The following is a 22,124-nucleotide window of genomic DNA, read 5'->3' as shown; positions in this document are numbered from 1 at the left end:
TTTAATCATTTTGATGAAGATAAAATTAATCTTCGTGACGACGTGGTGCACGTGAACGGCCTTGTCCACCTTCACGGCGACCTCCATCACGGCGTCCGCCTTCTCGACGATCTCCGCCGCGTCCTCCACGACGATCTCCGCCACGTCCGCCATCACGACGTCCGTTTGAGCTACGGTTACCGCCGCGTCCACGATCTCCGCCACGATTGCCAGAACGCTCACGACGCATTGGTAATGGACGTTCTTCAGTAATTGTTACTGGCGAGTCATCAGGCTCTTTTGTTAATGAACGAATTGCTGCAGCTACGACATCGGTTGCATCATGGTTTTCAAGTAATTCTGTAGCAAGTGTACGATAATCACCTAAGTCGTTGTTCGCAATAAGACCTTCAAGTGTCTCTAAAGCTAAGCGTTGTTGACCAACTAAAGCTTCGTCAGTTGTTGGTGGACGAAGTGGTGTCATACGCTTTTTCGTTGTTTCTTCTACGATACGTAAGTAACCCATTTCACGTGGCGTTACAAACGTTACCGCAAGACCTGATTTACCTGCACGGCCTGTACGACCAATACGGTGAACATAAGACTCAGGATCTTGAGGAATATCGAAGTTATAAACATGTGTTACACCAGAAATATCAAGCCCACGAGCAGCTACATCTGTTGCCACAAGAATATCAATTTTATTTTCTTTAAATTGACGTAATACTGAAATACGTTTTGCTTGGCTTAAATCACCGTGAATCCCTTCAGCAAGGTAACCACGAATTGATAACGCTTGTGCAAGCTCATCCACGCGGCGTTTTGTACGTCCAAAGATGATTGCAAGTTCTGGTTGGTGAACGTTTAATAAACGAGATAAAATATCGAACTTTTCACGCTCAGCAGACTTCACAAAATATTGATCGATGTTATCAACTGTTAATTCTTTTGCTTTAATTTTTACGATTTCTGGATCGCGCATAAATGTTTCAGCAATTTTACGAATTGCTGGTGGCATTGTTGCTGAGAACAGTAATGTTTGACGTTCAGATGGGACGTTTTCTAAGATTGAATTAATATCATCAATAAAGCCCATGTTTAACATTTCATCTGCTTCATCAAGTACTAATGTTTGAACATCTTCTAATTTTAAAGTACGACGATTGATATGATCTATAATTCGGCCAGGTGTACCAACGATAATTTGTGGTTTATTTTTTAGCGCACGAATTTGACGGCCGATTTCCTGACCACCATAAACTGATAATAATTTTACACGTTTGTCATAACCAATTTTATAAAGCTCTTCAGAAACTTGAATTGCTAATTCACGAGTTGGAGCAATTACTAATGCTTGGATGTTAGGGTTTTTTGGGTCAATTTTTTCGATAAGTGGAATCCCGAAAGCGGCAGTTTTACCTGTACCTGTTTGCGCTTGACCTAATACGTCACGACCTTCAATCGCAAAACGAATAGTACCTTCTTGGATTGGTGTTGCTTCTTCAAATCCCATACGCTTTACAGAACGTAATGTAGATTCGCTAATATTTAATTCTGAAAAATTTGTCAAACTTCTCAATCTCCTTTTTCTGCTTTTAAGTTGACAAATGGTTACATTTTCAGATGAAGTTGTCGGCAAATTCGAGCCTGTGTTGTGGAACGTTTCCGTTACTTAAAAATTCTCTCTATATGATGGTCACATAGAGCTCTCTTATATGAAAAGGAAAGCCCGGTCTTTACCGAGCGGTTTGATTCTGTCGTAATTATTCACTTTAGAATAAAACCGTTGTGTTCAAAAAAAAGTACTCTTCAATCAAATATGAAGAGTCTTCGCACAAAATGTATCCATTGCTTACACTAGTCTAACATGGGATTAACACGTATGCAACGATAACGCATGAGTCGTAATAATCTGACTACTTTAAGAACTCTTTAAAAATGACAAAACGTTAGAAAACCATTCAGAGCAATCTTCGCCATAACAAATATGGTGCTTGCCAATATCAGATAAATACAAGGTTTTTTCGTTTGAAGTTAATTGATCAAATAAAAAGCGAGCAGTATGATAGGGCACAATTCCATCTAATTTCCCTTGTACAATATACACCGGGATTTTAATATCTTTATAATACGGCTCCACCATTCGAACAAGCTTCATGAATTCTATCGTTGAGGATAGTGGCACATGATTAAACTTATGCCGGTATCGTAAAAACAGCTCATTATTAGACAAATTACGATGATATGCCTCTGTTGCTAGCATTTTAAAATCTTTGACAAGTTGCTTCGGACTCACATATTTGGCAGCAGCACTTAGTAATACGAGCTTTTTCACTTTATATCGCTTAGCTAAATAGAGCGCTATAATGCCTCCCATTGAAAATCCAACTACTATTACTTCATCTACTTTTTTGGCAAGAGCACGAAAAGCGAGCTCGGCATCCATTAACCAATGCTTAGCAGTGAAACCTCGCATTTGTAATTCTTCTCCATGTCCTGACAAGGTAGGTTCTTCAATGAGCCAATTCGTATGCGTTCGTAAATAGGTAGTAAAAGGTTCTACTTCATAAGGTCCGCCTGAAAATCCATGTATACACAACACACCTACTGACATTCTTTCACCTCTTATTGTGTAACTCATATAAGTCGATGAATGAAAGAAAGAATCGGTGAGAGAATGTCCCACCGACTCCTTGTTTCATCACTTCGTAAATGCACGTAAGATCGTTTCTAACTTCATACCACGAGAGCCTTTTAGTAAAACGATAGACTCCTCGTTAGCTTGCTGCAGTTTTTCGATAATTGGCGTATAATCATCCTCTGCATATAACAAATGGTCCTCATCAAATCGCTCTTTTAAAACTTCATTTAAATAAGCCATCCGTGGGCCAAATAAACATACAAAGTCGATTTCTTCTGCATGAATATCCTTCGACAAATCTTCATGGAAACGCTTTTCATTTGGCCCAAGTTCAAGCATATCACCTAGCACAAGCCATTTTTCTGGGCGAATCGTTGTCGATGCAACAAATTGAATAGCTGCCTTTACAGAAGTTGGTGCAGCATTGTAAGCATCATTAATAAATAACGCCCCATTTGATCCATTCACTTGCTGCATGCGCATATCCGTAAGAGCTACTTGTTTTAAGGATGCACGAATTTGGTCATCGTTTAAACCTAGCTGTTGTGAAATTAACATTGCGACTAATGTATTTTTCACTTGGTGCTTCCCGAGAACTGAAATAAAGAAATCTCCTTCTATCACACCATGCGTAGAGAAGCTACTTCCATCAGCAGTTGCTTCAATATTATCTGCATACAATAGATTGCCATTCTCTAGGCCAAATGCCACCGCTTTTAACTGCTGCTCTTTCGCAACTAACTCTTGTAGTAGCGGTTCATCTCCATCATAAAACAGCACTCCATCTGGTTGTATTCCTTGGATTATTTCAAATTTGGCTTTAGCGATTCCTGCACGAGAGCCTAAATCTTGCATATGAGCTTCGCCAATGTTTGTAATCACTGTCATATGTGGACGAGCAAGTTTCGTTAAAAACTCAATTTCACCAAAACCACTCATACCCATTTCAAGTACAGCAACATCAGTATCTTCATCTAGCTGTAATACCGTAATAGGTAAACCTAGCTCATTATTAAAATTCCCGATTGTCTTTTGTACTTTAAAAAATGGTGTTAGCGTTCCTGCTAAAATATCTTTCGTCGATGTTTTACCATTTGAACCAGTAATGCCAATAAACTTCGCCTTATGCTCACTGCGATAGGCACGTGCCATTTGCTGAAGCGCCACTTCTGGATCATCTACAAAGAGTAATGGTACACCTTGAGGTGGATTCGGTTCATCTTTCTGCCAAAGAGAAGCTCCTGCTCCTTTTTCAATAGCCTGCAGAACGAATTTATGACCATTGGCCTTTTCACCACGAAATGGAACAAACAAGTCCCCTTGTTGAATTGTTCTAGTATCAATGGAAATTCCTGATACGACCGTGTCACCAAAAGCTGGTACTTCTTCATTTAACCATGTAGCTAACTGCTTTAATGTTTTTTTCACAATAATCCCACTCAGTCTATTTTATAGTGAAGCTGTTGTTTTTCTTCAAAACGCTCAATTGCTAGAGTAATCAGACGATCAATAAGCTCTGGGTAACTTACATTTGTATGTTGCCAAAGAAGCGGATACATACTTACAGGTGTAAAACCTGGCATTGTATTTACTTCGTTAATATAAATGCTGTTATCGGCCGTCACAAAAAAGTCCGCACGAACTAAACCGCTTCCATCAATAGCTTTGAACGCACGTTTAGCTAGCTCCTGTAAATTAGATACTGTATCCTCAGTAAGCTCTGCTGGAATAATAAGGACCGTTGAGCCATCTTTATATTTAGAGTCATAATCATAAAATTCAGTGACTGGTTTAATTTCACCAGGTACAGAAACTTCCGGGAAGTCATTTCCTAGCACAGCAAGTTCAATTTCACGAGCGATTATACCTTGTTCAATTACAATTTTACGATCATACTGTAAGGCTATTTCGATAGCCTTCACTAATTCATCGCGATTTGATGCCTTGCTAATTCCAACACTTGACCCTAAGTTTGCAGGTTTAACAAACATCGGCCAATCCAGTTTTTCTTCGCAACGAGCAAGGATAGCCTCCTGTTCATTAGCCCATTCACTACGAATGAAATACGTATATGGAACTTGTGGTAAGCCGGCAATTTCAAATAATTGTTTCATAACTACTTTATCCATGCCAGTTGCTGATGCTAACACACCATTTCCTACATACGGTAGATTTAGAACTTCAAGTAAACCTTGGACAGTACCATCTTCACCATTAGTACCATGAAGCAATGGGAAAATTGCGTCAAATTGTACGGATTTACCATCTTTATCAATTAAAAAATCTGTAATATTATTTTCTAAAATAGTGGCATTATCACCAAATTGTAATTCTTCAATTGTACTTGCAGGTTTTTTTAGACGCTCACCGCGGCGCCACTCCCCTTCAAGGGTAATGAAAATCGGATATACTTCATACTCCTCGAAATTCAAAGCTCCCGTGACTGCACATGCTGTCGATAATGACACCTCATGCTCGGCTGACTTTCCACCGTATAATAAACCGATTCTTTTTTTCATTTTTGTGCCCTCCACATACTTCTTGAGTACTATTAGTTTATCATGAAACGTCTTTATAAATGTCATCAATTTCGCCTTGCCGTAATTGTAGCTGACGCTTTGCTTTCGCTACATAAAACATTTGTAGCTGTCGCTACGTAAAACATCAAAACAATTACTGAATGACGTTAAAAATCTCACCGTAATTTTGACGGTGAGATTTAGTGTATATTCATTCTACGTACAAATGAATAGATCAATTATGCCTAGGCATAATTGCGTCAGGAATCAGCTTTGTGCTTCGGCCTGCGTGACGCAGGTCAGTTAGTCGCTGAAAGAAGTTAAATAATATAAATCAATTCATCGTGCTCATTTTTCAAAATTGTACTTTTTAAATCATCCCATACCTCATCTGGATAGGAATACTCTGACAGATTGCGAATTTCGATACCATAAGCTACTTTAGGCTTTTCAATTCTATACAATGATAACAGTGCCCCATCTTTAGTAAAAGAACGATAAGCACGCAAAAATTCCGGTGAAATAGCAGGAATACTCGATTTCACCTTCCGTCGCCAAAAACCAGTGCTACGTTCCTTTTCACGAATCAAACTGTTCAAAACATTAGCAATGAGTAAATCGAAATCACTTAAATGGCGAAAATAAATTTTAGTCATTTTCTCTAAATCTGAAGAATAATAGACAAATCGATTTTGTAATTTATTAAAAAATGGCGAAGTAATCGGTTCCTTTTTATGACTTATGTAAAGCAGCTCTCCTTGTTCCATCGGTGTTAGTTGGTCTAGCCTCTTCTCATCCATAAAGTCTATCCAACATAATTCTTTGGATTCTGTAGCTTTTTTTACAAACTGAGGTACTTCCTCTTCTGATATATAATCGAACTGTGTATGCATATTAAAGGAACCATCTTCATAGGAATGTTTCAATAACAGTAAGTGATGCAGTGGTTCAAGTGCAGCCACAAATTGCGGGAATTTAAGCCCGCTAAAAACAACAAATTTATCGACCTCATTCATATGAACATAAATATGATACATAAAATCGTCAGCTGACTTCAATTTTTTAGCCACAACCATCACCCCATTCTTCACTATATTATAAAACTAAACTTGAATTTTTTGAAACATTTTATGTTAATAATCGTCATAACAATATTCACAGGCGTAAAAGTGTTTTTTACGTTATAATATGAATGTTAAAGATGCTATTGCATATGTTTTTTAACTACTCGGAATGAGCATATTTAGAACGAATATAATTCTATTCATTTCTTACAAATATTTGAGAGGATTCATCATATATATATTTGGTAGTATATTGAATCGGAATTAATTTAAATCAAATTTACTCATTAAGAGATACTATTTTGATATAGGTGGCTTGTATGGAAAATAAACGAAATTTCGCGAATCGTTTTGACTGGACGCTCGCTTTTATACTACTTTGCTTTCTAGTCATAAGTTTGTTAGCCATTTCGTCGGCGCAAACATCAGGTCAGTACGGCATTAACTATGTTCCTTTACAATTGCGATGGTACGTCATTTGCTCAGTAATTATTGGAATAGTTATGTTTTTTGAACCTGACCAATATAAAAAATTGTCTTGGTATATGTACGGTGGAGGTATCTTCTTATTAGTACTGCTTATTTTCATGCCAGAAGGACCAGGACAAATCGGTGAAAAAATTAATGGTGCAAAAAGCTGGTTTAAAACACCTCTAGGAAATATTCAACCTTCTGAGTTTATGAAAACCTTTTACATTTTAGCACTTGCTCGACTTATTAGTAAGCATCACGAAGTTTATTCTTTTAAATCCTTAAAAACGGATTTCATATTGCTAGGTAAAATCATTGCTACACTATTACTACCTTTAGCTCTTATTCTGAAGCAGCCTGACCTTGGTTCAGCCTTAGTATTCTTCGCCATTACGGCTGCTGTTGTCATTGTAGCAGGTGTATCATGGAAAATTATTTTACCAACTTTTTTAGGTGGCGCTATAGTAGGTGGTTCTTTTTTATGGATGGCACTCTATATGCAAAGTTTTTTAGAGAACACATTCGGCTTAAGACCATATCAGTTTGCTCGAATCTATTCTTGGTTAGATCCGTATTCATATTCTTCTAGTGATGGATACCATTTAATTACTTCCTTGAATGCCATTGGTTCAGGTGAGATTTTCGGTAAAGGTTACCGCGGTCGTGAAGTTTACGTTGCCGAAAATCATACCGATTTTATTTTTACAGTTATCGGAGAAGAATGGGGTTTTATTGGTGCTAGTATCGTTATTTGTTTATTCTTTTTATTAATCTATCATTTAACAAAAACTACACTATTATTGAAAGATCCATTCTCAACATATGTATGTGCTGGTATTATTGCAATGATTACATTCCACGTACTTGAAAATATCGGTATGACTGTTCAGTTATTACCTATTACAGGTATTCCCCTACCGTTTATCAGTTATGGGGGAAGTTCATTGATGGGGAACGCTCTAGCCATCGGTCTTGTTTTCAGTATGCGTTTCCACTATCGTACTTACATGTTTACCACTCACGATGATGACGATTAATTGTGAATAAAAAAATGGGTAGCCTCATTAAGAGACTACCCATTTTTATTTGTAAAACGAGTTAAGCTTGAACTTGCGGTGTTTGCGTTGGTGGTGTGAGCACTTTTAAAAGTTCAAGTCGAGACTTTGTTACAGTGGCTGTTACACCCAACTTAGATAAATTCGAAACAATCTTTTTCAAATCTACTTCTTTTGTCATACATTCCACCTCAATCTTTCCTCGAATTTATATAACGTTTTATTTCCAAAAAAGTTTCATTTTTGCAAAGCGTATGATGTCTGACGAGTTAATCTCTTTCTATCATACCATTTAAATTTGCTTTAAAATTTTTCATTTTTGTTACAATGTAAATTTTTCCTCTTTTCAAACCATTTACCACTAAATAACAAAATTCAAACGCAATAAAATAAAATACCGATATACCCTCTAGTAGTATACCCTAGAAATAATTTAATACTCTATGCGACATTCGATACAAAAAATTAAAAATGGAATGAGTCCATTTAGTTACTTACGTTAGCTCGTCATTCTTTTTTTGTGTCAATATAATTCCATTGTTAACAGTTTGTCATTTTTTATACAGTGTTCAGCCTCTTTTCTCTACTGCACTCGCTCCTATTTTACAGCTGCCCTTAAGAAGTTGCCCAGCCTTCGCTATATAAAACCTTAGTATACACGTTAACAAAATATCCCCCCTACTTTAGTAATGATCAAAGAAGTATTTAAGCTGTTTTATTCTTCCGCCTTCTTGTAATAACAATAATAAGAGAGGTAGAATATACATACTAAAATATTGTATGAAAGCAGGGGACTGTATGAAAAAGGCAATTTTATTATTAATGTCTGTCCAATTCCTCGTCTACCTTGGGTTTGGAATTATTATACCTGTCTTACCTGAGGTTATAGTTCAGCAAAGTTGGGATAATATACATGTAGGTGGCTTACTTACAGTGTATTCGCTCGCCAGTTTTTTCACTGCTCCTCTTTGGGGTATGCTGTCCGATAAGGTAGGTCGTAAGCAACTTATATTAATAGGTCTTGTAGGTTTTAGCTTAAGCTTTGTTATTTTTTCATTATTTATTAATAATTTAGTAATGTTATACATCTCACGCGTTGTTGGTGGTTTGTTCTCAGGAGCACTATATACAGCTGTAACAGGCTTTGTAGGAGATATGTCGAGTGAGGAGGATCGCAATAAATATATGGGTCTCATGGGCATGTCCATCGGGCTCGGTTTTATTTTTGGTCCAGCAATAGGTGGTATACTCGGACACTATAGCTTGCAACTACCCTTTAACGCTTCAGCAACACTAATTGCACTATTATTTATTTATGCAAGTTTCGTTTTAAAAGAACCTATAAAACGAAAAGATACAAATAAACGTGCCATTGTGCCAAAGGGTGCTACAAAAATGTTGCAGTACCGTGTACGTTATTTATTTATGTTCTCATTTTTAGTGACTTTTATGCTGGCAGGAGTGGAAGCGACTTTCCAGTTGTTCCAAATTGATCGAATTCAAATTACACCATTACAAATTGGTTATTTGTTCATGTTTAGTGGCTTTGTAGATGCAGCTATTCAAGGCGGTGTGGTTAGACGAATTAAAAACGGAAGCGAGACAAATTGGCTAATAGGTGCACAAATTGTCACAGCAATGGGTATGCTTTTATTCACTTTAACAGCTAACTTATTTATGGCCGGTTTAGCCCTCTGTGTTTTCACAGCAGGAAATGCACTCGCAAGAACATGCGTTGTATCTCTTTCAACTAAAGAATCTGGTGGTCAATACGGCACTGCCGCAGGTCTTTCCTATTCGATGGATAACCTAGGGCGCATTCTAGGTCCACTATTCTTCACTTGGCTATTTACTATGCATTCTAGTTTAGGCTATTATACTTCAGCAGCAATAGCCGTCGTTTCAATAAGTTTAATATTTATTTTTAAAGCATCAAATAAATCTTTACGACTTGAATAATTTGTTGATAAAAAGCCGTAACTTACTAGTAATTCAAAGCGTGGAAAACACATCAAGGAATATTGGGGCGGACTATCGGAGGGCTCTGCATGAACAAAACAACAAATTTTTTTATTCCAAAAGAGCTAGAATCGTTTCGTTTTGAAATTGAAGAAACACTGATTTCAGCAATGATTATCACACCCTATAAGCGATCAACTACATTAACGGAAAGTAAATTTGCTGGAGAACCTTATTTACCATATTACCAGACGTATCCGAAAGATATTGCAGGTGAGCCTATGCGGCTATTAGCTCAAATTAACTTTGCAGAAATGCCACCTCTAAAGGATTTCCCATCTCAGGGTATTCTGCAATTTTTTATTTCATCTAATATTTTCGTGAATGCTGATCATTATCACGAAGATATTTTTCAGCAATTTTATAAAATACGTTTTTATCCTACCGTAAATTTTGAAGCAATACCCCCTAGTCAGGAGTTTTTAGCACAAGCAGCAGACGATCAGTTCCCTATTCGTCAGGAATTAGCATTACAATTTCAACCGATTCAAGAACCTGTTTCTGCTTTAGATTATCGAGCTTTACATTATTTACCTGACTTAATTCCTTCATCAGAAGATGTTGATTTACGGGAAATTTATTTACAACACTTCTTAGGGGCTGGAGCTAAAATTGGCGGTTACGCCTATTTTATAGAGGAAGATATCCGTCACGAATCACAGCTTCTTAAACGATATGATGTATTGTTGCTCCAAATCGACTCTAATGATGAAATCGGTATTATGTGGGCAGATAGTGGTGTTGGAAAATTCTTTATTAACCAAGAAAAGCTCCTCCAAAAGGATTTCTCTGATATTTTATTTCAATGGGAGCATTACTAATCATTTATCTTCATGCAGCAACAATTGTTTTTCTGTGCGAAAGCGTAGCGGCAGCAACAATTGTTTTTCTGTGCGAAAGCGTAGCGGCAGCAACAATTGTTTTTCTGTGCGAAAGCAACGATACAAAACTATTTCAATACAATAAGGCAAAATGGATTTTGGATTACCTCGTTCTTATTTGGAGGTAATCCTTTTCCATGCTTACTAACCAAATTTCATCTCTTCTTTCCACTTATAAAGTAAGTTATACTAAGTGTATTGCACAAATATAGTAAAGGCAGGTGTAGGAATGAGTATTTTTACCGATGTTGGATATCTAGTACCTTTAATTATGTTTGTTAATATTTTGGCAGCAATGGTCATAATTTTTTTAGAGCGTAAAGATGCCACTTCTACATGGGCATGGATTCTCGTACTGTTTTTCATTCCATTAGGTGGGTTTATTTTATACTTGATGTTCGGGCGACAACTACGAAAAAAACATTTATTCCGTTGGGAAGGACGCAAGGATATCGGTATCGATAACCTCATTAGCTATCAGACAGAAGCGATTCGAGATAATACGTTCGAGTTTCGGATCGAAAATGCGAAAAATTATAAAGAAATGATTTACATGCATCTTAAAACAAATAATGCTGTATTAACGCAGGATAACCACATTGATATTTTTGAGGATGGCGCAAACAAATTTGAGCAGTTGCTTGCAGATATTGATGCAGCAAAAGATCATATTCACATTCAATATTATATTTTCCGTTTAGATGACCTAGGTACACGCATTGTTAATGCACTTATTAAAAAGGCAAAGCAAGGAGTTAAGGTAAGAATCTTATATGATGAAATGGGCTCACGCAATGTTAAAAAACGCCATTTCAAAGAATTGCTTGCTGCAGGTGGAGAAGTCGAAGTATTTTTCCCATCCATTTTGCCACTTATAAACCCTCGTTTAAATTTTAGAAATCACCGAAAAATTGTTGTGATTGATGGTCGTATTGGTTATATTGGTGGTTTTAATGTTGGAGATGAGTACCTCGGTCTACAAAAAAAGTTTGGCTATTGGAGAGATACACATTTACGTATTGAAGGTAGTTCCGTCCATCCATTACAAACTCGCTTTTTACTTGATTGGAACCAAGCTTCCGCACAACAGAAAATGGGCTATTCAGATCGTTACTTCCCTGCTATTCCGAAAAAAGGCAATGTGGGCTTACAAATCGTGTCTAGTGGACCTGACTCTGACTGGGAACATATTAAAATAGGCTACTTAAAGCTTATTAATATGGCGAAAAAGTATATATATATCCAAACGCCATATTTCATCCCTGATGTTAGTTTTTTAGAGGCTATTAAAATTGCGACACTTTCAGGCATTGATGTAAGGATCATGATTCCAAATAAGCCTGATCATATGTTTGTTTATTGGGCTACATATTCATACGTAGGACAATTATTGCGTGCAGGAGCAAAAGTTTATATTTATGAAAAGGGCTTTATTCATGCTAAAGCAATTATTATTGACGATGAAGCATCTACTATCGGTACTGCAAACCTTGATGTACGCAGTTTCAGTTTGAATTTCGAAGTAAATGCCTTCATTTATGACTCAACGATTTCACATCAGCTTGCTGAGCTGTTTGAAAAGGATATTTTTGATTGCACTGAATTAACTTGGGAAATGTACCAAAATCGTTCCGCGTTAATTAAATTTAAAGAATCCATTTCACGCTTATTAACACCGATCTTGTAGAATATAGAAAAGGAAGAGAGCTAGTTCGTATCATTACGAACAACTCTCTTCCCTTTTTTATTTCACACCTAGATATTCTTCTAGCGTTATATTTTGTTTTTTTATGTCTTTTGCTATGTCTACACCCACATAACGGTAGTGCCATGACTCATACATATAACCTGTGATGTCCTCTTTATTTTGGGGGAATCTTAAAATAAAACCATAGTCTTGAGCATGTGTAAATAACCATTGGCCTGCTGGTGTTTCACCGAATTCTTCAGTTAACCATAATTTATCTTTACCTACTTCCCCTATATCAAAAGCCAAACCGGTCTGATGTTCTGAATAACCAGGGCGAGCACTATAGCGATCAGCGGCAGCTTGCCCATCACGGTTTACATAGTTATTATATAATGTTGTTTGATATTCAAAAGATCGATAGCCACTAAAAGCTACTAAATCAAAACCTTGTTGTTTTGCAGCAGCAAGCATTTTATTTAGAGCTTGACGAGCCTCTGGACTTTCTTCAGGCGCAAAGGTAGATGGTAGCGGATATATTTTATTCGCTAATAAAATACCTTTAATATATGTCGGCTCAGTTGGTAATGTTTGATTTGGTATATAGCCATTTTCATCTACCTTCTGCTCAGGCTTCACCGGATTATCCGCTGTATTTTTCGGCTCTTCTTTTACAGGTGAATCTTTTTTAGTTGGTTCTGCTGCTTGTTGTTCATTTTCATCTGATGCATTACTTATCTGTTTATTTTTATAGTTATAAACTACGAAAATAGATGCGATAAGCGCCATCGAGATTAAAGCACCCAGGATGAGTGGAAAACGTTTCTTTTTCACTATTTTTTTACCCCTTTTAAAGTTATCCAGTACCACATGGTAGTATTCTCTTTCAAAGAATTTAGAAAGAACAGTCCTAGTAAGTACCGATACTATTTTGTACTATATTGGTATAGTCTCATTTTAGCACTGTTCACAATTTAGGGTGTAGATTTTCACCAATGATTTTCAAACTTCTTTCAGAGGGTGCCAAAACACCTGTACCTGTCGCTACTCTTTCGATACAAAAAACATTTGCTGAAAGAAGTTTAAGCCTCCGGCCGATCCCAGACACATTTATGCCGAGGCATAATTGATAAATTAGTCAGTGAGAATAATAATAAACACTACTATAGAAGCAATTGAGAAAAAGATTGCCATGTACTTCATCCATTTTGCTTCTTTTATATAACCTTGCTCTTTAAAACTTTTTGCTCTAAATCCATTTGATACGGCAAACATAATAGTCATTGCAAATACCGCAAAGTTAAAATTACCTAGGATAATAAATACGATAGCCGCGATACTAAAAATCGCGACTAGAATAGATGATAGCCACTTTGTATTCATCTTACTGTCCTCCTAAAAAAATCGAGGCTACATAGGCGCCTCGACAAATAATTTTATGAGTTTACTTTTTCCGGATGTTCCGAATAAAATTTTCGACCGATATATGTTTGAATAATCAATAATGCACCGCTGACCGACCAGTAAAGTGGTAGGGCTGCCATAGATGACATTGAGATAAAGACAATCATAATTGGTGAAATATAAATAAACATTTTCATTTGTGCTTTTTGTTGCTCTGGTACTGTCCATAATGATACACGTGCTTGAACTAAATAAACAATACCTGCGACAATTGTCATAGCGATATCAGGTGAACCTAAGCTAAACCATAAAAATTCATGTGTTTTCACATCTGTAGAATATAAGATAGAGAAATAAAGACCCATGATAATAGGCATTTGAATTAACATTGGTAAACAGCCCATGTTAAGTGGATTGATGCCATGTTTTTGATATAATGCCATCATTTCTTGCTGATGCTGCATTTGCTCTTCTTTTGTCTTAGCTTCCTTCATCTTTTTCTGAACAACTTCCATTTCAGGCTTAAACGCATCCATTTTCGTTTTCATCTTTTGTTGCTGACGGTAATTCTTTAACATAATCGGCATTAAAACTAAACGAATAAGAACCGTAATAGCGATAATTGCTAAACCATAGCTACCTGAAAAAATAGTGTTACCGAAAAATTCCAATAAAAATTCCATAGGTTTTACAAAGATACTATAGAAAAAACCTTCTTTGTTTTGCACAGCTTGACAGCCACTAAGAACAAAAACGGCAAGTCCAAGCATTGTAAACAGCTTCAAATTCCTCATTTTTTTCCACCTACTATTATTTATCAACTAAAATGAAGTATACATTATTGGGTCCATTATTATCAAATAGCAAGCATAAAAAAGATGCGAGCTTTAGCATCGCTAATACGTCCGCATCTATTTATTAATCTTTTTATGACTTTAAACGTTTTGAAGCTCTGATTCCGCCATCTCAAAACGATAAAACTCATGGTGTAGCTCGTCTCGGAAATGTTTAGGCGTTACCCCAGTATATTTTTTAAAGATGCGGGTAAAATAGCTTTGATTACAGAAATGGAATTGATCCGAAATAGAAGTTATACTTTTATTAGTGTGTCTAAGGTAGTACTGTGATTCCTCTACTCGACGAACATTTAGATATTCAACAAGTGTAATACCAACATGTTCTCTAAATATACGTGATAAGTGACTCGTACTTATATGAAAATTATTTGCGATGCTTTCCACTGTTAAGTCATTTTCCAATTCATCATTTATATACATTATTACTTTATTAACGGTCTGGTGACGAAAAGTCGGTTGCTTGCGATCTGCGATGAAGTAGACAAAAAAATCAATTAAATCATCAGCGAATTGTAAAAATTCTGCGTCTTTCATTTGATTTTCAATCATATCATTACAAGCAATGTTAAAAGCAAAAGCTTTTTTCGAAGGAACTTGATTGTCTAGCAATTTACGTGCAACAATTGACGACAAAACAGAAAAATAACTTCGAACAATTTTAATGACTTGTTTGCCAAAACGTATGGAAAGAATATCAATTAATTTATGCAAAGATTTCTTAGCCTTCGCAGATTCTAAATGGTAAATTTCAAATACTAATTTCGACTCAATATTAAAAAATTCTTCTACACCGATGTATTGGTTAATACTATCGATTTCCTGAAAGTATCTTTTGGATATCGTTTCTGACATAGAATGTTGATGTAATTGCATAATCTTCCCCATCTTTCCTCAGATTGCACGAATTGCTGTTACAATTCTTGACACCAATCTACTTATTTCAAAATAAGAAAATAGTATTTCCTTATCAATTGTACGAATTGAGTCATATTTCATATATTATATAATAAAAATAACCCAACTATACCATCAGTCACAAAAAAAAATAGACTATACAGTGAATTTTACCATATTCTGCGATTTCCTTTCAACCACATTTTGTCTTTCACTCTAGTTCTAATTTATCATATATGCATAGTAGAAACCTCGTAAACTTATGTCGCACAATTAAATTTTACCATATATATATCAAACTGAATTAGTAATTTTTTAAAATTTGTTACAAATTATGTAATGTTGTTTTACACCTAAATTTTTCATCAATCGACATTTCTCTTTTTTATTCCGAAATCTTCTCTATATAATTTATATGAATATGTAGTAAAATAGATGATAATACTATTTTTAAAAGTTTAGACGAGGTGTTAATAGTGGATCCAAAACAAATAGAAGAAATTATGGAGATTATTAAAGAGTTCTTTCCCGAGAATACTTCTATCGCAATCTCCGATACAAACGAATACTTGTACTACCAAGCAAGCAAAAAAGTGGATTTAAAGATCAAGCCTGGCGACCCAATTAAAGAAGGTTCAGCAGCTCATAAAGCGCTAAACTACGGACAAAAGATTAGCTCTTACATTGAGCCTGATGTATTTGGAGTAGCATATTACGGCATGAGTATTCCTTTAATGGAGGAAGGCGAAACTAAGGGTGCTATCACTGCAATCTTCCCACAAAAGCCATCAGCATTTTTAACGAACTACATTACTATTAAAATCGATGACTGCTGGTACCCAATCAAACATGATCAAGTTATTTATCTTGAAACACAGCTTCGAAAAACATTTGTTAAGACGATGAGTCGTGAAGGCTACCACCGCTTGAACCTAAGTGATCTTGAGCTATTTTTAGCACCTGACTCATTTATACGTTGTCACCGCTCTTATATCGTTAACATTGACTACATTGATGAAATTCAACCAGATTCTCATTCAACGTTTTTATTAATTATGAAAGACGGTACTCGTATTCCAGTTAGCCAACGCTACGCAAGTTACTTCCGTCGTTCTTTAGGTTTCTAATTTTTTATAAGTACAGCGAGCATTTTAATTGTTCGCTGTACTTTTTTTCTTACTGAAATTAAATGCTCTTCACCAACCAGTCGGAACGGAAATCAACCCCACATTATATTACTGAATTTTCAAAAGTAAAATCATCTAAAAACAATACACCTCTACATTAAAACGTTTTCTCTGTCGAAAATTCGTTTTTATGCTCATTTTTCCTGTTTTTACTCAATTTAATGCTATTTCTAAAGTAATTGTGACAATTTGGTGATAGTATTATTCAAATGGTTGGTGTCATACTACAACTAAATAAACAGAAAATTCTTACACGTTTTTTCTAGTTTTGTAATCGGTTTCCATAAAACTTTTTAGGGGAGGACTTTTTAATGGATGCAATTATTCAAAAACGCATAGGCTTAAAAGAACTTGAAAGTAAAATCGTTACTGCTGATGAAGCTGCAGCACTTATCTCAAACGGTGATGTAGTTGGTATGAGTGGATTCACTCGTGCGGGGGACGCAAAAGTTGTTCCTATGGCTTTAGTAGAGCGCGCTAAAAACGAAAAATTCAAAATTGATGTATATACAGGGGCTTCTTTAGGACCTGAAGTTGATAAATACTTAGCTGAAGCTGGTGTTATCCGCAAACGTGGACCATTCCAAGGAGATGCAGGTATTCGTAACTTAATTAACTCTGGGGATGTACTATATGTAGATGCTCACCTTTCACATAATGCTGAATTAGTTCGCCAAGGAATTATCGGACCAATTAAACATTTAATCCTTGAAGCTGTTGCTATTACAGAAGATGGCTTCATCATCCCAACAAATTCAGTTGGTAACTCACCTATCTTTGCTGAATACGCTGAGAATATTATTATCGAGTTAAATATCTCTCACCCAGAGGCTTTAGTAGGTATCCACGATATCTATGTGCCAGCTGAGCAAGGTAAACGTGAAGCGATTCCAATGACTGATGCTATGCAACGCATTGGTGATATCGGTATCAAAGTTGATCCAGCTAAAATTAAAGCGATTGTTATTTCTGAAGAGCCTGATGCTCCTTCATTAATCGTACCACCAGATGAAGAAACACAAACAATGGCTAACATTTTATTAGACTTCTTCCGTGATGAAATTAAAGCGGGTCGCTTAACAAAACAATTAATGCCATTACAATCTGGTGTTGGTTCTGTTGCAAACGCTGTACTTGACGGCTTCGCTGATTCAGAATTTGAAGATTTAGTTGTTGCTTCTGAAGTACTTCAAGATGCTGTATTCAACTTAATTGATGCTGGTAAAGTTAAATTTGCTGCAGCTACTTCAATTACGCTGACTGAAGAATTACAGAAAAAAGTATACGGCAATTTAGAAAAATACGCTGATAAAATTTGCCTACGTACACAAGAAATTTCTAACCACCCAGAGCTTATCCGTCGTTTGGGTCTAATTTCAATCAACACTGCTCTAGAATTAGATATCTACGGTAACGTAAACTCAACTCACGTATCAGGTACTCGTATGATGAATGGTATCGGTGGTTCAGGTGACTTTGCACGTAACGCACGTCTAGGTATTTTTGTTACTAAATCATACGCAAAAGGCGGCGCTATCTCTTCAATCGTGCCAATGGTTTCTCACGTAGACCACACTGAACATGATGTTGATGTAATCGTAACTGAGCAAGGTATTGCTGACTTACGTGGTCTTGCACCACAAGAGCGTGTACCTTTAATTATCGAAAACTGTGCACACCCAGATTACAAAGAACAACTTTGGGATTACTATAACCGTGCTCTAGAAGCAACTGGCGGCCATCAAACACCTCATATTTTAGAGGAAGCACTTTCTTGGCACGTAAACCTTGCTAAAAACAAGACAATGAAAAAAGAAGTTTCTAAAGCTTAATTATAATTCAGGAACGCCTCATTAAGTCAAAAAACTTATGAGGCGTTCTTTTTTTGTCGAAAATGGTATAATAAGAGTGATATTCATTCTCATTAACATATAATTTTGTATCGGAGGAGCTATGAAGAAACTTATTTATTTGATTATATTCTTTTCGTTTTTCGACCTATTTACTCAACTTCCTGTCATGAGTACATATGCAGAATCCTTAGGGGCATCAGCCTTCATTACCGGCCTAGCAGTAGGTATGTATTCCCTTTCCAATACATTTGGTAATGTTATCTCTGGTTTTTTAACAGATCGTAAAGGACCATTCGTTATTTTAATCCTAGGTCTCTTAACGACAGGCCTTTCACTATTCCTTTATAATTTTGTAGAAGATCCTATTATTCTATTAGTAGTCCGCTTTGTACATGGATTAGTTGCGGGCTTTATCGTTCCTGCTGCTTTCACATTTTTAGCGAATGCTACTGAGCAAGAAAAGAGAGGTAAGGGCAGTGCTATCTCTGGAGCATTTGTTGGTATCGCTGCAATAATCGGTCCTGCATTTAGCGGAATTTTAGCGAGCCGTACTAGCGTACCATTCGTTTTTAATATAACTGCATGCTTTATGCTCTTATTAGGGATACTTGCCTTCTTTTTACTAAAATCAAATCAAGTAAAAAAAGAAAAGTCTGCTCCAACTGCAAACATTCCCTTTTATGTACTTTTTAATAATCCAGGGACATTGAAAGCCTTCACCAGTGCATTCTTTTTAATGTTTTCTCAAGGAGTTATTGCCTATCTCCTTCCACTAAAAGTCCACTCTTTAGGCTTTGATTCACGTTTAAGTGGGACTTTGATGAGTACATTTGGTATTATTGCTGTTCTCATATTTATTTTGCCTACTAACCGTATTTTCGATAAGGTTGCTCCCATCAAAACATTATCACTTGGTATAGGTTTAATGGGGATCAGTCAATTATTAATTAGTCAGGCAGATTCAAGTACGTTACTTTATATTGCAATGGCTTGCTATGGAATCGGGTTTGGCTTCTTATTCCCATCAGTCAATTCACTTTTAATCGACTCTACGACGGCAGAAGTCCGCGGAAAAGCCTATGGTTATTTTTATGCCTTCTTCTCACTAGGAGTTGTCCTAGGTTCCTCATTACTCGGATGGCTCTCACTAGGTATTGTCAGTGGCTTTATATTTACCGGAATTGTATTATTAGTATTTGCAATGATCATCATATGTACACAAAAAAGACCTTCTCACGTAAAATGAGAAGGTTTTGTTGTTATTTCTCTTGTTCCTGAATTTCTCCATTAAAGTAATGGATACCTGTATGCCCTCCACCTTCAGCAACCATTTCATTTGAAGCTATTTTTGTTGGAGACGTTCCGGCTTCTGTCGCTACTTCAGTAGATATACGCTCTGTAATGTGTTCAGGCATCTCCATATTCGTTGTATTCAAATAAGATGCTACTTTAGATTTTGCATTATTAAACATACTCAATGCTTTATCTCGGTTTTCTTTTTTACTTAAATAAGATGCTGCTAATGTTAACCCTACTAGCATAACACCTGATCCTTTACGTTTCGCCATTATAAATCCCTCCCAAAAAAATAAAAACTAGCTCTGTAATATATCTTTTCCCTATTTTTTGAGGACTAAACATAATTTTTATATACGTTACAGCATATATAAAGAGAGAGTCATCTATTCCCCTTCGCTTCCATAATATAAACACATTTCTTAGTACATCTATATTTTTTCGCAAATAGTTAATTATTCTTCTACAAAATTTCATGGTAAGCATTTTTTTCATAATTACAATATTTTTGTGATTTTTTATGATTACAAAGGACAAGTAAAGGGAATTAATGAATTTATACTAATAACAGGAGAGTGATTATCATGAAAGATTTAGATTCAGTATATGATTGGGTAGACATGGCTTCCTTAGTAGGTGGAGCAGGCATCTTAACAATACTAATTTATAGTATTTTACTGTAAGGAGCTGCATGAATGGTCTATAAAAAATCAATTATGCCTTGGCGTAATTGCGGTCCAGAATCGGCTTTGTGCAAGCACAAAGAACTCCTTTCCGATTCTGTGACATCCTCCGGAGGATTTAACTTCTTTCAGTAAATGTTTTACAAAAACATTTACTGAAAGAAGTTAAAAGGCAATCCGCTTATTAATAAGCAGATTGCCTTATCTTTATTGTTTTACATCATTGTAAGCATCGGATTTTTCAAATGCTGCAACTACATAAGAACAAACCGCTTCCATTTTATTGCCCTGTTCACGTGCATACGCTGCGGCATGATCCAACAATTTTTTGGCCACCCCTTGGCCACGGAGCTTATCTGATACATATGTGTGATCCATGACCATTACTTGACCCTTTTGCTGCCATGTAATTTCCGCTAATCTTTCCCCTTCTTGCTCATAAACAAAAGCATGCTTTTTATCCGCTTGCTGTTGTAATTGAAATTCCATTTCTCACCACTCCTTTTTATCATAGTACCATAGCTTTTTATACTTTTACAAAGCTAGTGGGTGGCACTTTTAAAAAATATAAACCTTATAGAAAAATAAAAGAATCCGCTCACTTTCTCTAGCAATCAGGAGAAAATGTTGCAGATTCTTTTCTATCAATTTTGCCTTGGCGTAATTGCGTCCAGATTAATTAAACCATGATGCGATTGTATCCTTTAAATTAGCAAAGAAATTTTTCACACTTTCCCAGAATCCTTTATCTTCCATTATTGATCCAAATTTTTCTTTAATCGTACTGCTAATATCATCTAATTGTTCAGACCATTTACCAAAATCAATATCTAGTTTACTAATCTTGTTCATCAAATCAACTAGCAATTGACGGTCCTTATCACTTAAATTAATTTCAAGCTTGTTTAATTGCTCTTGCACAATCTTTTCAACTTCTTCTTTGGTCGCTGGCTTTGATTCTGCAATTTCTTTTTTGATTTCTGTTAGTAACTCTGCAACCTTGGCATCTTCCACTCCTGCCGATTGCGTAAGAGTAGTTGCTACTGATAGCTCGTCATTTGCAACATCTGTACGCTCAGTATCAAGCTTTTCACCTGTTGTTACTTCGTAAGCTTTATATATTCCCACAAGCGCTGAATGACCTGTTACTGCTTTAGGCGCAGCCACCTGTACTGTTGCATCTTCAATACCTGCAGTTAGCATGGCATTTGCATACATTTCAGATGTAACCTGTGTAATGTTTGATGGTGTAACAATTTCAATAACTAATCCTTCTCCTGCATTTTTACGCGTGATTTTGGCAGAAGAATACATACGAGAACTTGAATTACTATCTTTAATATATTTAGCTAAGTCTTGACCTGATACTGTTATTTCTTCAACTTCAGGCTCTTCGTTCACTTTTAATGACTTTTTAACAGACTCTTTTTCAGCCTCAGATAAGTTTGCACCATATACGACAATCGGTACTCCTAATTTTTCATCAATTGCTTTAGGTGGCGTATTATCAGCCGCAAAACCTGTTGCGGGTGCCATCACGCCAAAAACTAACATTGTCGCTGTTAGTATTTTTATCCACGTTTTTTTCAAATTGTGTGACCCCTTTCGTCCAAAAACTCATTTGGCCTGTAAAA

General features: G+C 36.1%; 20 protein-coding genes. 7 read left to right on the top strand and 13 right to left on the bottom strand.

Translation table 11 applies throughout. The annotated features are described in order from the left end of the window. Window positions 1-25 precede the first annotated feature (25 nt). The 5 genes from cshA to B1B04_RS16600 all read right to left on the bottom strand — a co-directional run bounded on the left by cshA (window position 26) and on the right by B1B04_RS16600 (window position 6,215). Window positions 26-1,549 (bottom strand): degradosome RNA helicase CshA, encoded by a 1,524-nt coding sequence (gene cshA, locus B1B04_RS16620; RefSeq protein ID WP_079562535.1) that lies wholly within the window; start codon window positions 1,547-1,549, stop codon window positions 26-28. A gap of 351 nt (window positions 1,550-1,900) precedes the next feature. Then, window positions 1,901-2,593, bottom strand: a complete 693-nt coding sequence (locus B1B04_RS16615; protein WP_079562534.1) for an alpha/beta hydrolase — start codon at window positions 2,591-2,593, stop codon at window positions 1,901-1,903. 87 nt (window positions 2,594-2,680) lie between these two features. Next, window positions 2,681-4,048 carry a UDP-N-acetylmuramoyl-tripeptide--D-alanyl-D-alanine ligase gene (locus B1B04_RS16610; RefSeq protein ID WP_079562533.1) on the bottom strand — a complete coding sequence of 456 codons (1,368 nt, stop codon included), beginning with the start codon at window positions 4,046-4,048 and terminating at the stop codon, window positions 2,681-2,683. 11 nt (window positions 4,049-4,059) lie between these two features. Continuing rightward, window positions 4,060-5,139 (bottom strand): D-alanine--D-alanine ligase, encoded by a 1,080-nt coding sequence (locus B1B04_RS16605; RefSeq protein WP_079562532.1) that lies wholly within the window; start codon window positions 5,137-5,139, stop codon window positions 4,060-4,062. Between the two features lie 320 nt (window positions 5,140-5,459). Next, the gene (locus tag B1B04_RS16600; RefSeq protein WP_079562531.1) at window positions 5,460-6,215 is read right to left on the bottom strand and encodes a hypothetical protein; all 756 of its coding nucleotides are present in this window, start codon (window positions 6,213-6,215) and stop codon (window positions 5,460-5,462) included. Window positions 6,216-6,523: 308 nt separating this feature from the next. Here B1B04_RS16600 and B1B04_RS16595 point away from each other — a divergent pair, with 308 nt between their 5' ends. Beyond that, window positions 6,524-7,711, top strand: coding sequence for an FtsW/RodA/SpoVE family cell cycle protein (locus B1B04_RS16595; RefSeq protein WP_079562530.1), 1,188 nt, complete (start codon window positions 6,524-6,526; stop codon window positions 7,709-7,711). A gap of 61 nt (window positions 7,712-7,772) precedes the next feature. On the opposite strand, the gene B1B04_RS25720 is transcribed toward B1B04_RS16595, so the two are convergent. After that, the gene (locus B1B04_RS25720) at window positions 7,773-7,910 is read right to left on the bottom strand and encodes an Lmo0850 family protein (RefSeq protein WP_004232019.1); all 138 of its coding nucleotides are present in this window, start codon (window positions 7,908-7,910) and stop codon (window positions 7,773-7,775) included. A 617-nt stretch (window positions 7,911-8,527) separates the two neighbouring features. Here B1B04_RS25720 and B1B04_RS16590 point away from each other — a divergent pair. The 3 genes from B1B04_RS16590 (at window position 8,528) to cls (ending at window position 12,316) form a co-directional block, all read left to right on the top strand. After that, window positions 8,528-9,688, top strand: a complete 1,161-nt coding sequence (locus B1B04_RS16590) for an MFS transporter (RefSeq protein WP_079562529.1) — start codon at window positions 8,528-8,530, stop codon at window positions 9,686-9,688. Between the two features lie 89 nt (window positions 9,689-9,777). Further along, the gene (locus B1B04_RS16585) at window positions 9,778-10,569 is read left to right on the top strand and encodes a YwqG family protein (protein ID WP_079562528.1); all 792 of its coding nucleotides are present in this window, start codon (window positions 9,778-9,780) and stop codon (window positions 10,567-10,569) included. Between the two features lie 289 nt (window positions 10,570-10,858). Then, window positions 10,859-12,316: a cardiolipin synthase gene (cls, locus tag B1B04_RS16580; protein WP_079562527.1), complete on the top strand. Its 1,458-nt coding sequence runs from the start codon at window positions 10,859-10,861 to the stop codon at window positions 12,314-12,316. Window positions 12,317-12,373: 57 nt separating this feature from the next. Here the strand turns inward: cls and B1B04_RS16575 are convergent, their stop codons facing one another. The 4 genes from B1B04_RS16575 to B1B04_RS16560 all read right to left on the bottom strand — a co-directional run bounded on the left by B1B04_RS16575 (window position 12,374) and on the right by B1B04_RS16560 (window position 15,450). Then, window positions 12,374-13,150 (bottom strand): M15 family metallopeptidase, encoded by a 777-nt coding sequence (locus B1B04_RS16575; RefSeq protein ID WP_079562526.1) that lies wholly within the window; start codon window positions 13,148-13,150, stop codon window positions 12,374-12,376. Between the two features lie 300 nt (window positions 13,151-13,450). Then, window positions 13,451-13,699, bottom strand: coding sequence for a hypothetical protein (locus B1B04_RS16570; protein WP_079562525.1), 249 nt, complete (start codon window positions 13,697-13,699; stop codon window positions 13,451-13,453). A gap of 53 nt (window positions 13,700-13,752) precedes the next feature. Continuing rightward, window positions 13,753-14,514, bottom strand: a complete 762-nt coding sequence (yidC, locus tag B1B04_RS16565) for a membrane protein insertase YidC (RefSeq protein WP_079562524.1) — start codon at window positions 14,512-14,514, stop codon at window positions 13,753-13,755. Between the two features lie 141 nt (window positions 14,515-14,655). Beyond that, complete coding sequence (locus tag B1B04_RS16560; RefSeq protein ID WP_079562523.1) at window positions 14,656-15,450, bottom strand: helix-turn-helix transcriptional regulator; 795 nt, start codon at window positions 15,448-15,450, stop codon at window positions 14,656-14,658. A 497-nt stretch (window positions 15,451-15,947) separates the two neighbouring features. Here B1B04_RS16560 and B1B04_RS16555 point away from each other — a divergent pair, with 497 nt between their 5' ends. The 3 genes from B1B04_RS16555 to B1B04_RS16545 all read left to right on the top strand — a co-directional run bounded on the left by B1B04_RS16555 (window position 15,948) and on the right by B1B04_RS16545 (window position 19,757). Further along, window positions 15,948-16,598: a LytTR family DNA-binding domain-containing protein gene (locus B1B04_RS16555; protein WP_049663393.1), complete on the top strand. Its 651-nt coding sequence runs from the start codon at window positions 15,948-15,950 to the stop codon at window positions 16,596-16,598. Between the two features lie 371 nt (window positions 16,599-16,969). After that, window positions 16,970-18,490 carry a succinate CoA transferase gene (locus tag B1B04_RS16550; RefSeq protein WP_079562522.1) on the top strand — a complete coding sequence of 507 codons (1,521 nt, stop codon included), beginning with the start codon at window positions 16,970-16,972 and terminating at the stop codon, window positions 18,488-18,490. A 121-nt stretch (window positions 18,491-18,611) separates the two neighbouring features. Further along, entirely contained in the window at window positions 18,612-19,757 is a 1,146-nt protein-coding gene (locus tag B1B04_RS16545) for an MFS transporter (RefSeq protein ID WP_079562521.1), read from the top strand. Between the two features lie 13 nt (window positions 19,758-19,770). Here B1B04_RS16545 and B1B04_RS16540 read toward each other — a convergent pair whose 3' ends face one another. The 3 genes from B1B04_RS16540 to B1B04_RS16530 all read right to left on the bottom strand — a co-directional run bounded on the left by B1B04_RS16540 (window position 19,771) and on the right by B1B04_RS16530 (window position 22,080). Beyond that, complete coding sequence (locus tag B1B04_RS16540) at window positions 19,771-20,079, bottom strand: hypothetical protein (RefSeq protein ID WP_079562520.1); 309 nt, start codon at window positions 20,077-20,079, stop codon at window positions 19,771-19,773. Between the two features lie 618 nt (window positions 20,080-20,697). After that, window positions 20,698-20,979 carry a GNAT family N-acetyltransferase gene (locus tag B1B04_RS16535; protein WP_079562519.1) on the bottom strand — a complete coding sequence of 94 codons (282 nt, stop codon included), beginning with the start codon at window positions 20,977-20,979 and terminating at the stop codon, window positions 20,698-20,700. Window positions 20,980-21,165: 186 nt separating this feature from the next. Next, window positions 21,166-22,080: a DUF1002 domain-containing protein gene (locus B1B04_RS16530; RefSeq protein ID WP_079562518.1), complete on the bottom strand. Its 915-nt coding sequence runs from the start codon at window positions 22,078-22,080 to the stop codon at window positions 21,166-21,168. Window positions 22,081-22,124 lie beyond the last annotated feature (44 nt).

Source organism: Lysinibacillus sp. KCTC 33748, from assembly GCF_002237755.1.
GTDB lineage: Bacteria > Bacillota > Bacilli > Bacillales_A > Planococcaceae > Lysinibacillus.
Note: the sequence above shows the minus strand (reverse complement) of the source record. Positions and strands in the feature narration are given on the sequence as shown.

Coding starts and splice junctions, on each gene's coding strand:
- B1B04_RS16550 (WP_079562522.1), top strand. CDS start 16,970: ATGGATGCAATTATTCAAAAACGCATAGGCTTAAAAGAACTTGAAAGT.
- B1B04_RS16605 (WP_079562532.1), bottom strand. CDS start 5,139: ATGAAAAAAAGAATCGGTTTATTATACGGTGGAAAGTCAGCCGAGCAT.
- B1B04_RS16535 (WP_079562519.1), bottom strand. CDS start 20,979: ATGGAATTTCAATTACAACAGCAAGCGGATAAAAAGCATGCTTTTGTT.
- cls (WP_079562527.1), top strand. CDS start 10,859: ATGAGTATTTTTACCGATGTTGGATATCTAGTACCTTTAATTATGTTT.
- B1B04_RS16595 (WP_079562530.1), top strand. CDS start 6,524: ATGGAAAATAAACGAAATTTCGCGAATCGTTTTGACTGGACGCTCGCT.
- B1B04_RS25720 (WP_004232019.1), bottom strand. CDS start 7,910: ATGACAAAAGAAGTAGATTTGAAAAAGATTGTTTCGAATTTATCTAAG.
- B1B04_RS16590 (WP_079562529.1), top strand. CDS start 8,528: ATGAAAAAGGCAATTTTATTATTAATGTCTGTCCAATTCCTCGTCTAC.
- B1B04_RS16585 (WP_079562528.1), top strand. CDS start 9,778: ATGAACAAAACAACAAATTTTTTTATTCCAAAAGAGCTAGAATCGTTT.
- B1B04_RS16615 (WP_079562534.1), bottom strand. CDS start 2,593: ATGTCAGTAGGTGTGTTGTGTATACATGGATTTTCAGGCGGACCTTAT.
- B1B04_RS16600 (WP_079562531.1), bottom strand. CDS start 6,215: ATGGTTGTGGCTAAAAAATTGAAGTCAGCTGACGATTTTATGTATCAT.
- B1B04_RS16545 (WP_079562521.1), top strand. CDS start 18,612: ATGAAGAAACTTATTTATTTGATTATATTCTTTTCGTTTTTCGACCTA.
- yidC (WP_079562524.1), bottom strand. CDS start 14,514: ATGAGGAATTTGAAGCTGTTTACAATGCTTGGACTTGCCGTTTTTGTT.
- B1B04_RS16540 (WP_079562520.1), bottom strand. CDS start 20,079: ATGGCGAAACGTAAAGGATCAGGTGTTATGCTAGTAGGGTTAACATTA.
- B1B04_RS16560 (WP_079562523.1), bottom strand. CDS start 15,450: ATGCAATTACATCAACATTCTATGTCAGAAACGATATCCAAAAGATAC.
- B1B04_RS16570 (WP_079562525.1), bottom strand. CDS start 13,699: ATGAATACAAAGTGGCTATCATCTATTCTAGTCGCGATTTTTAGTATC.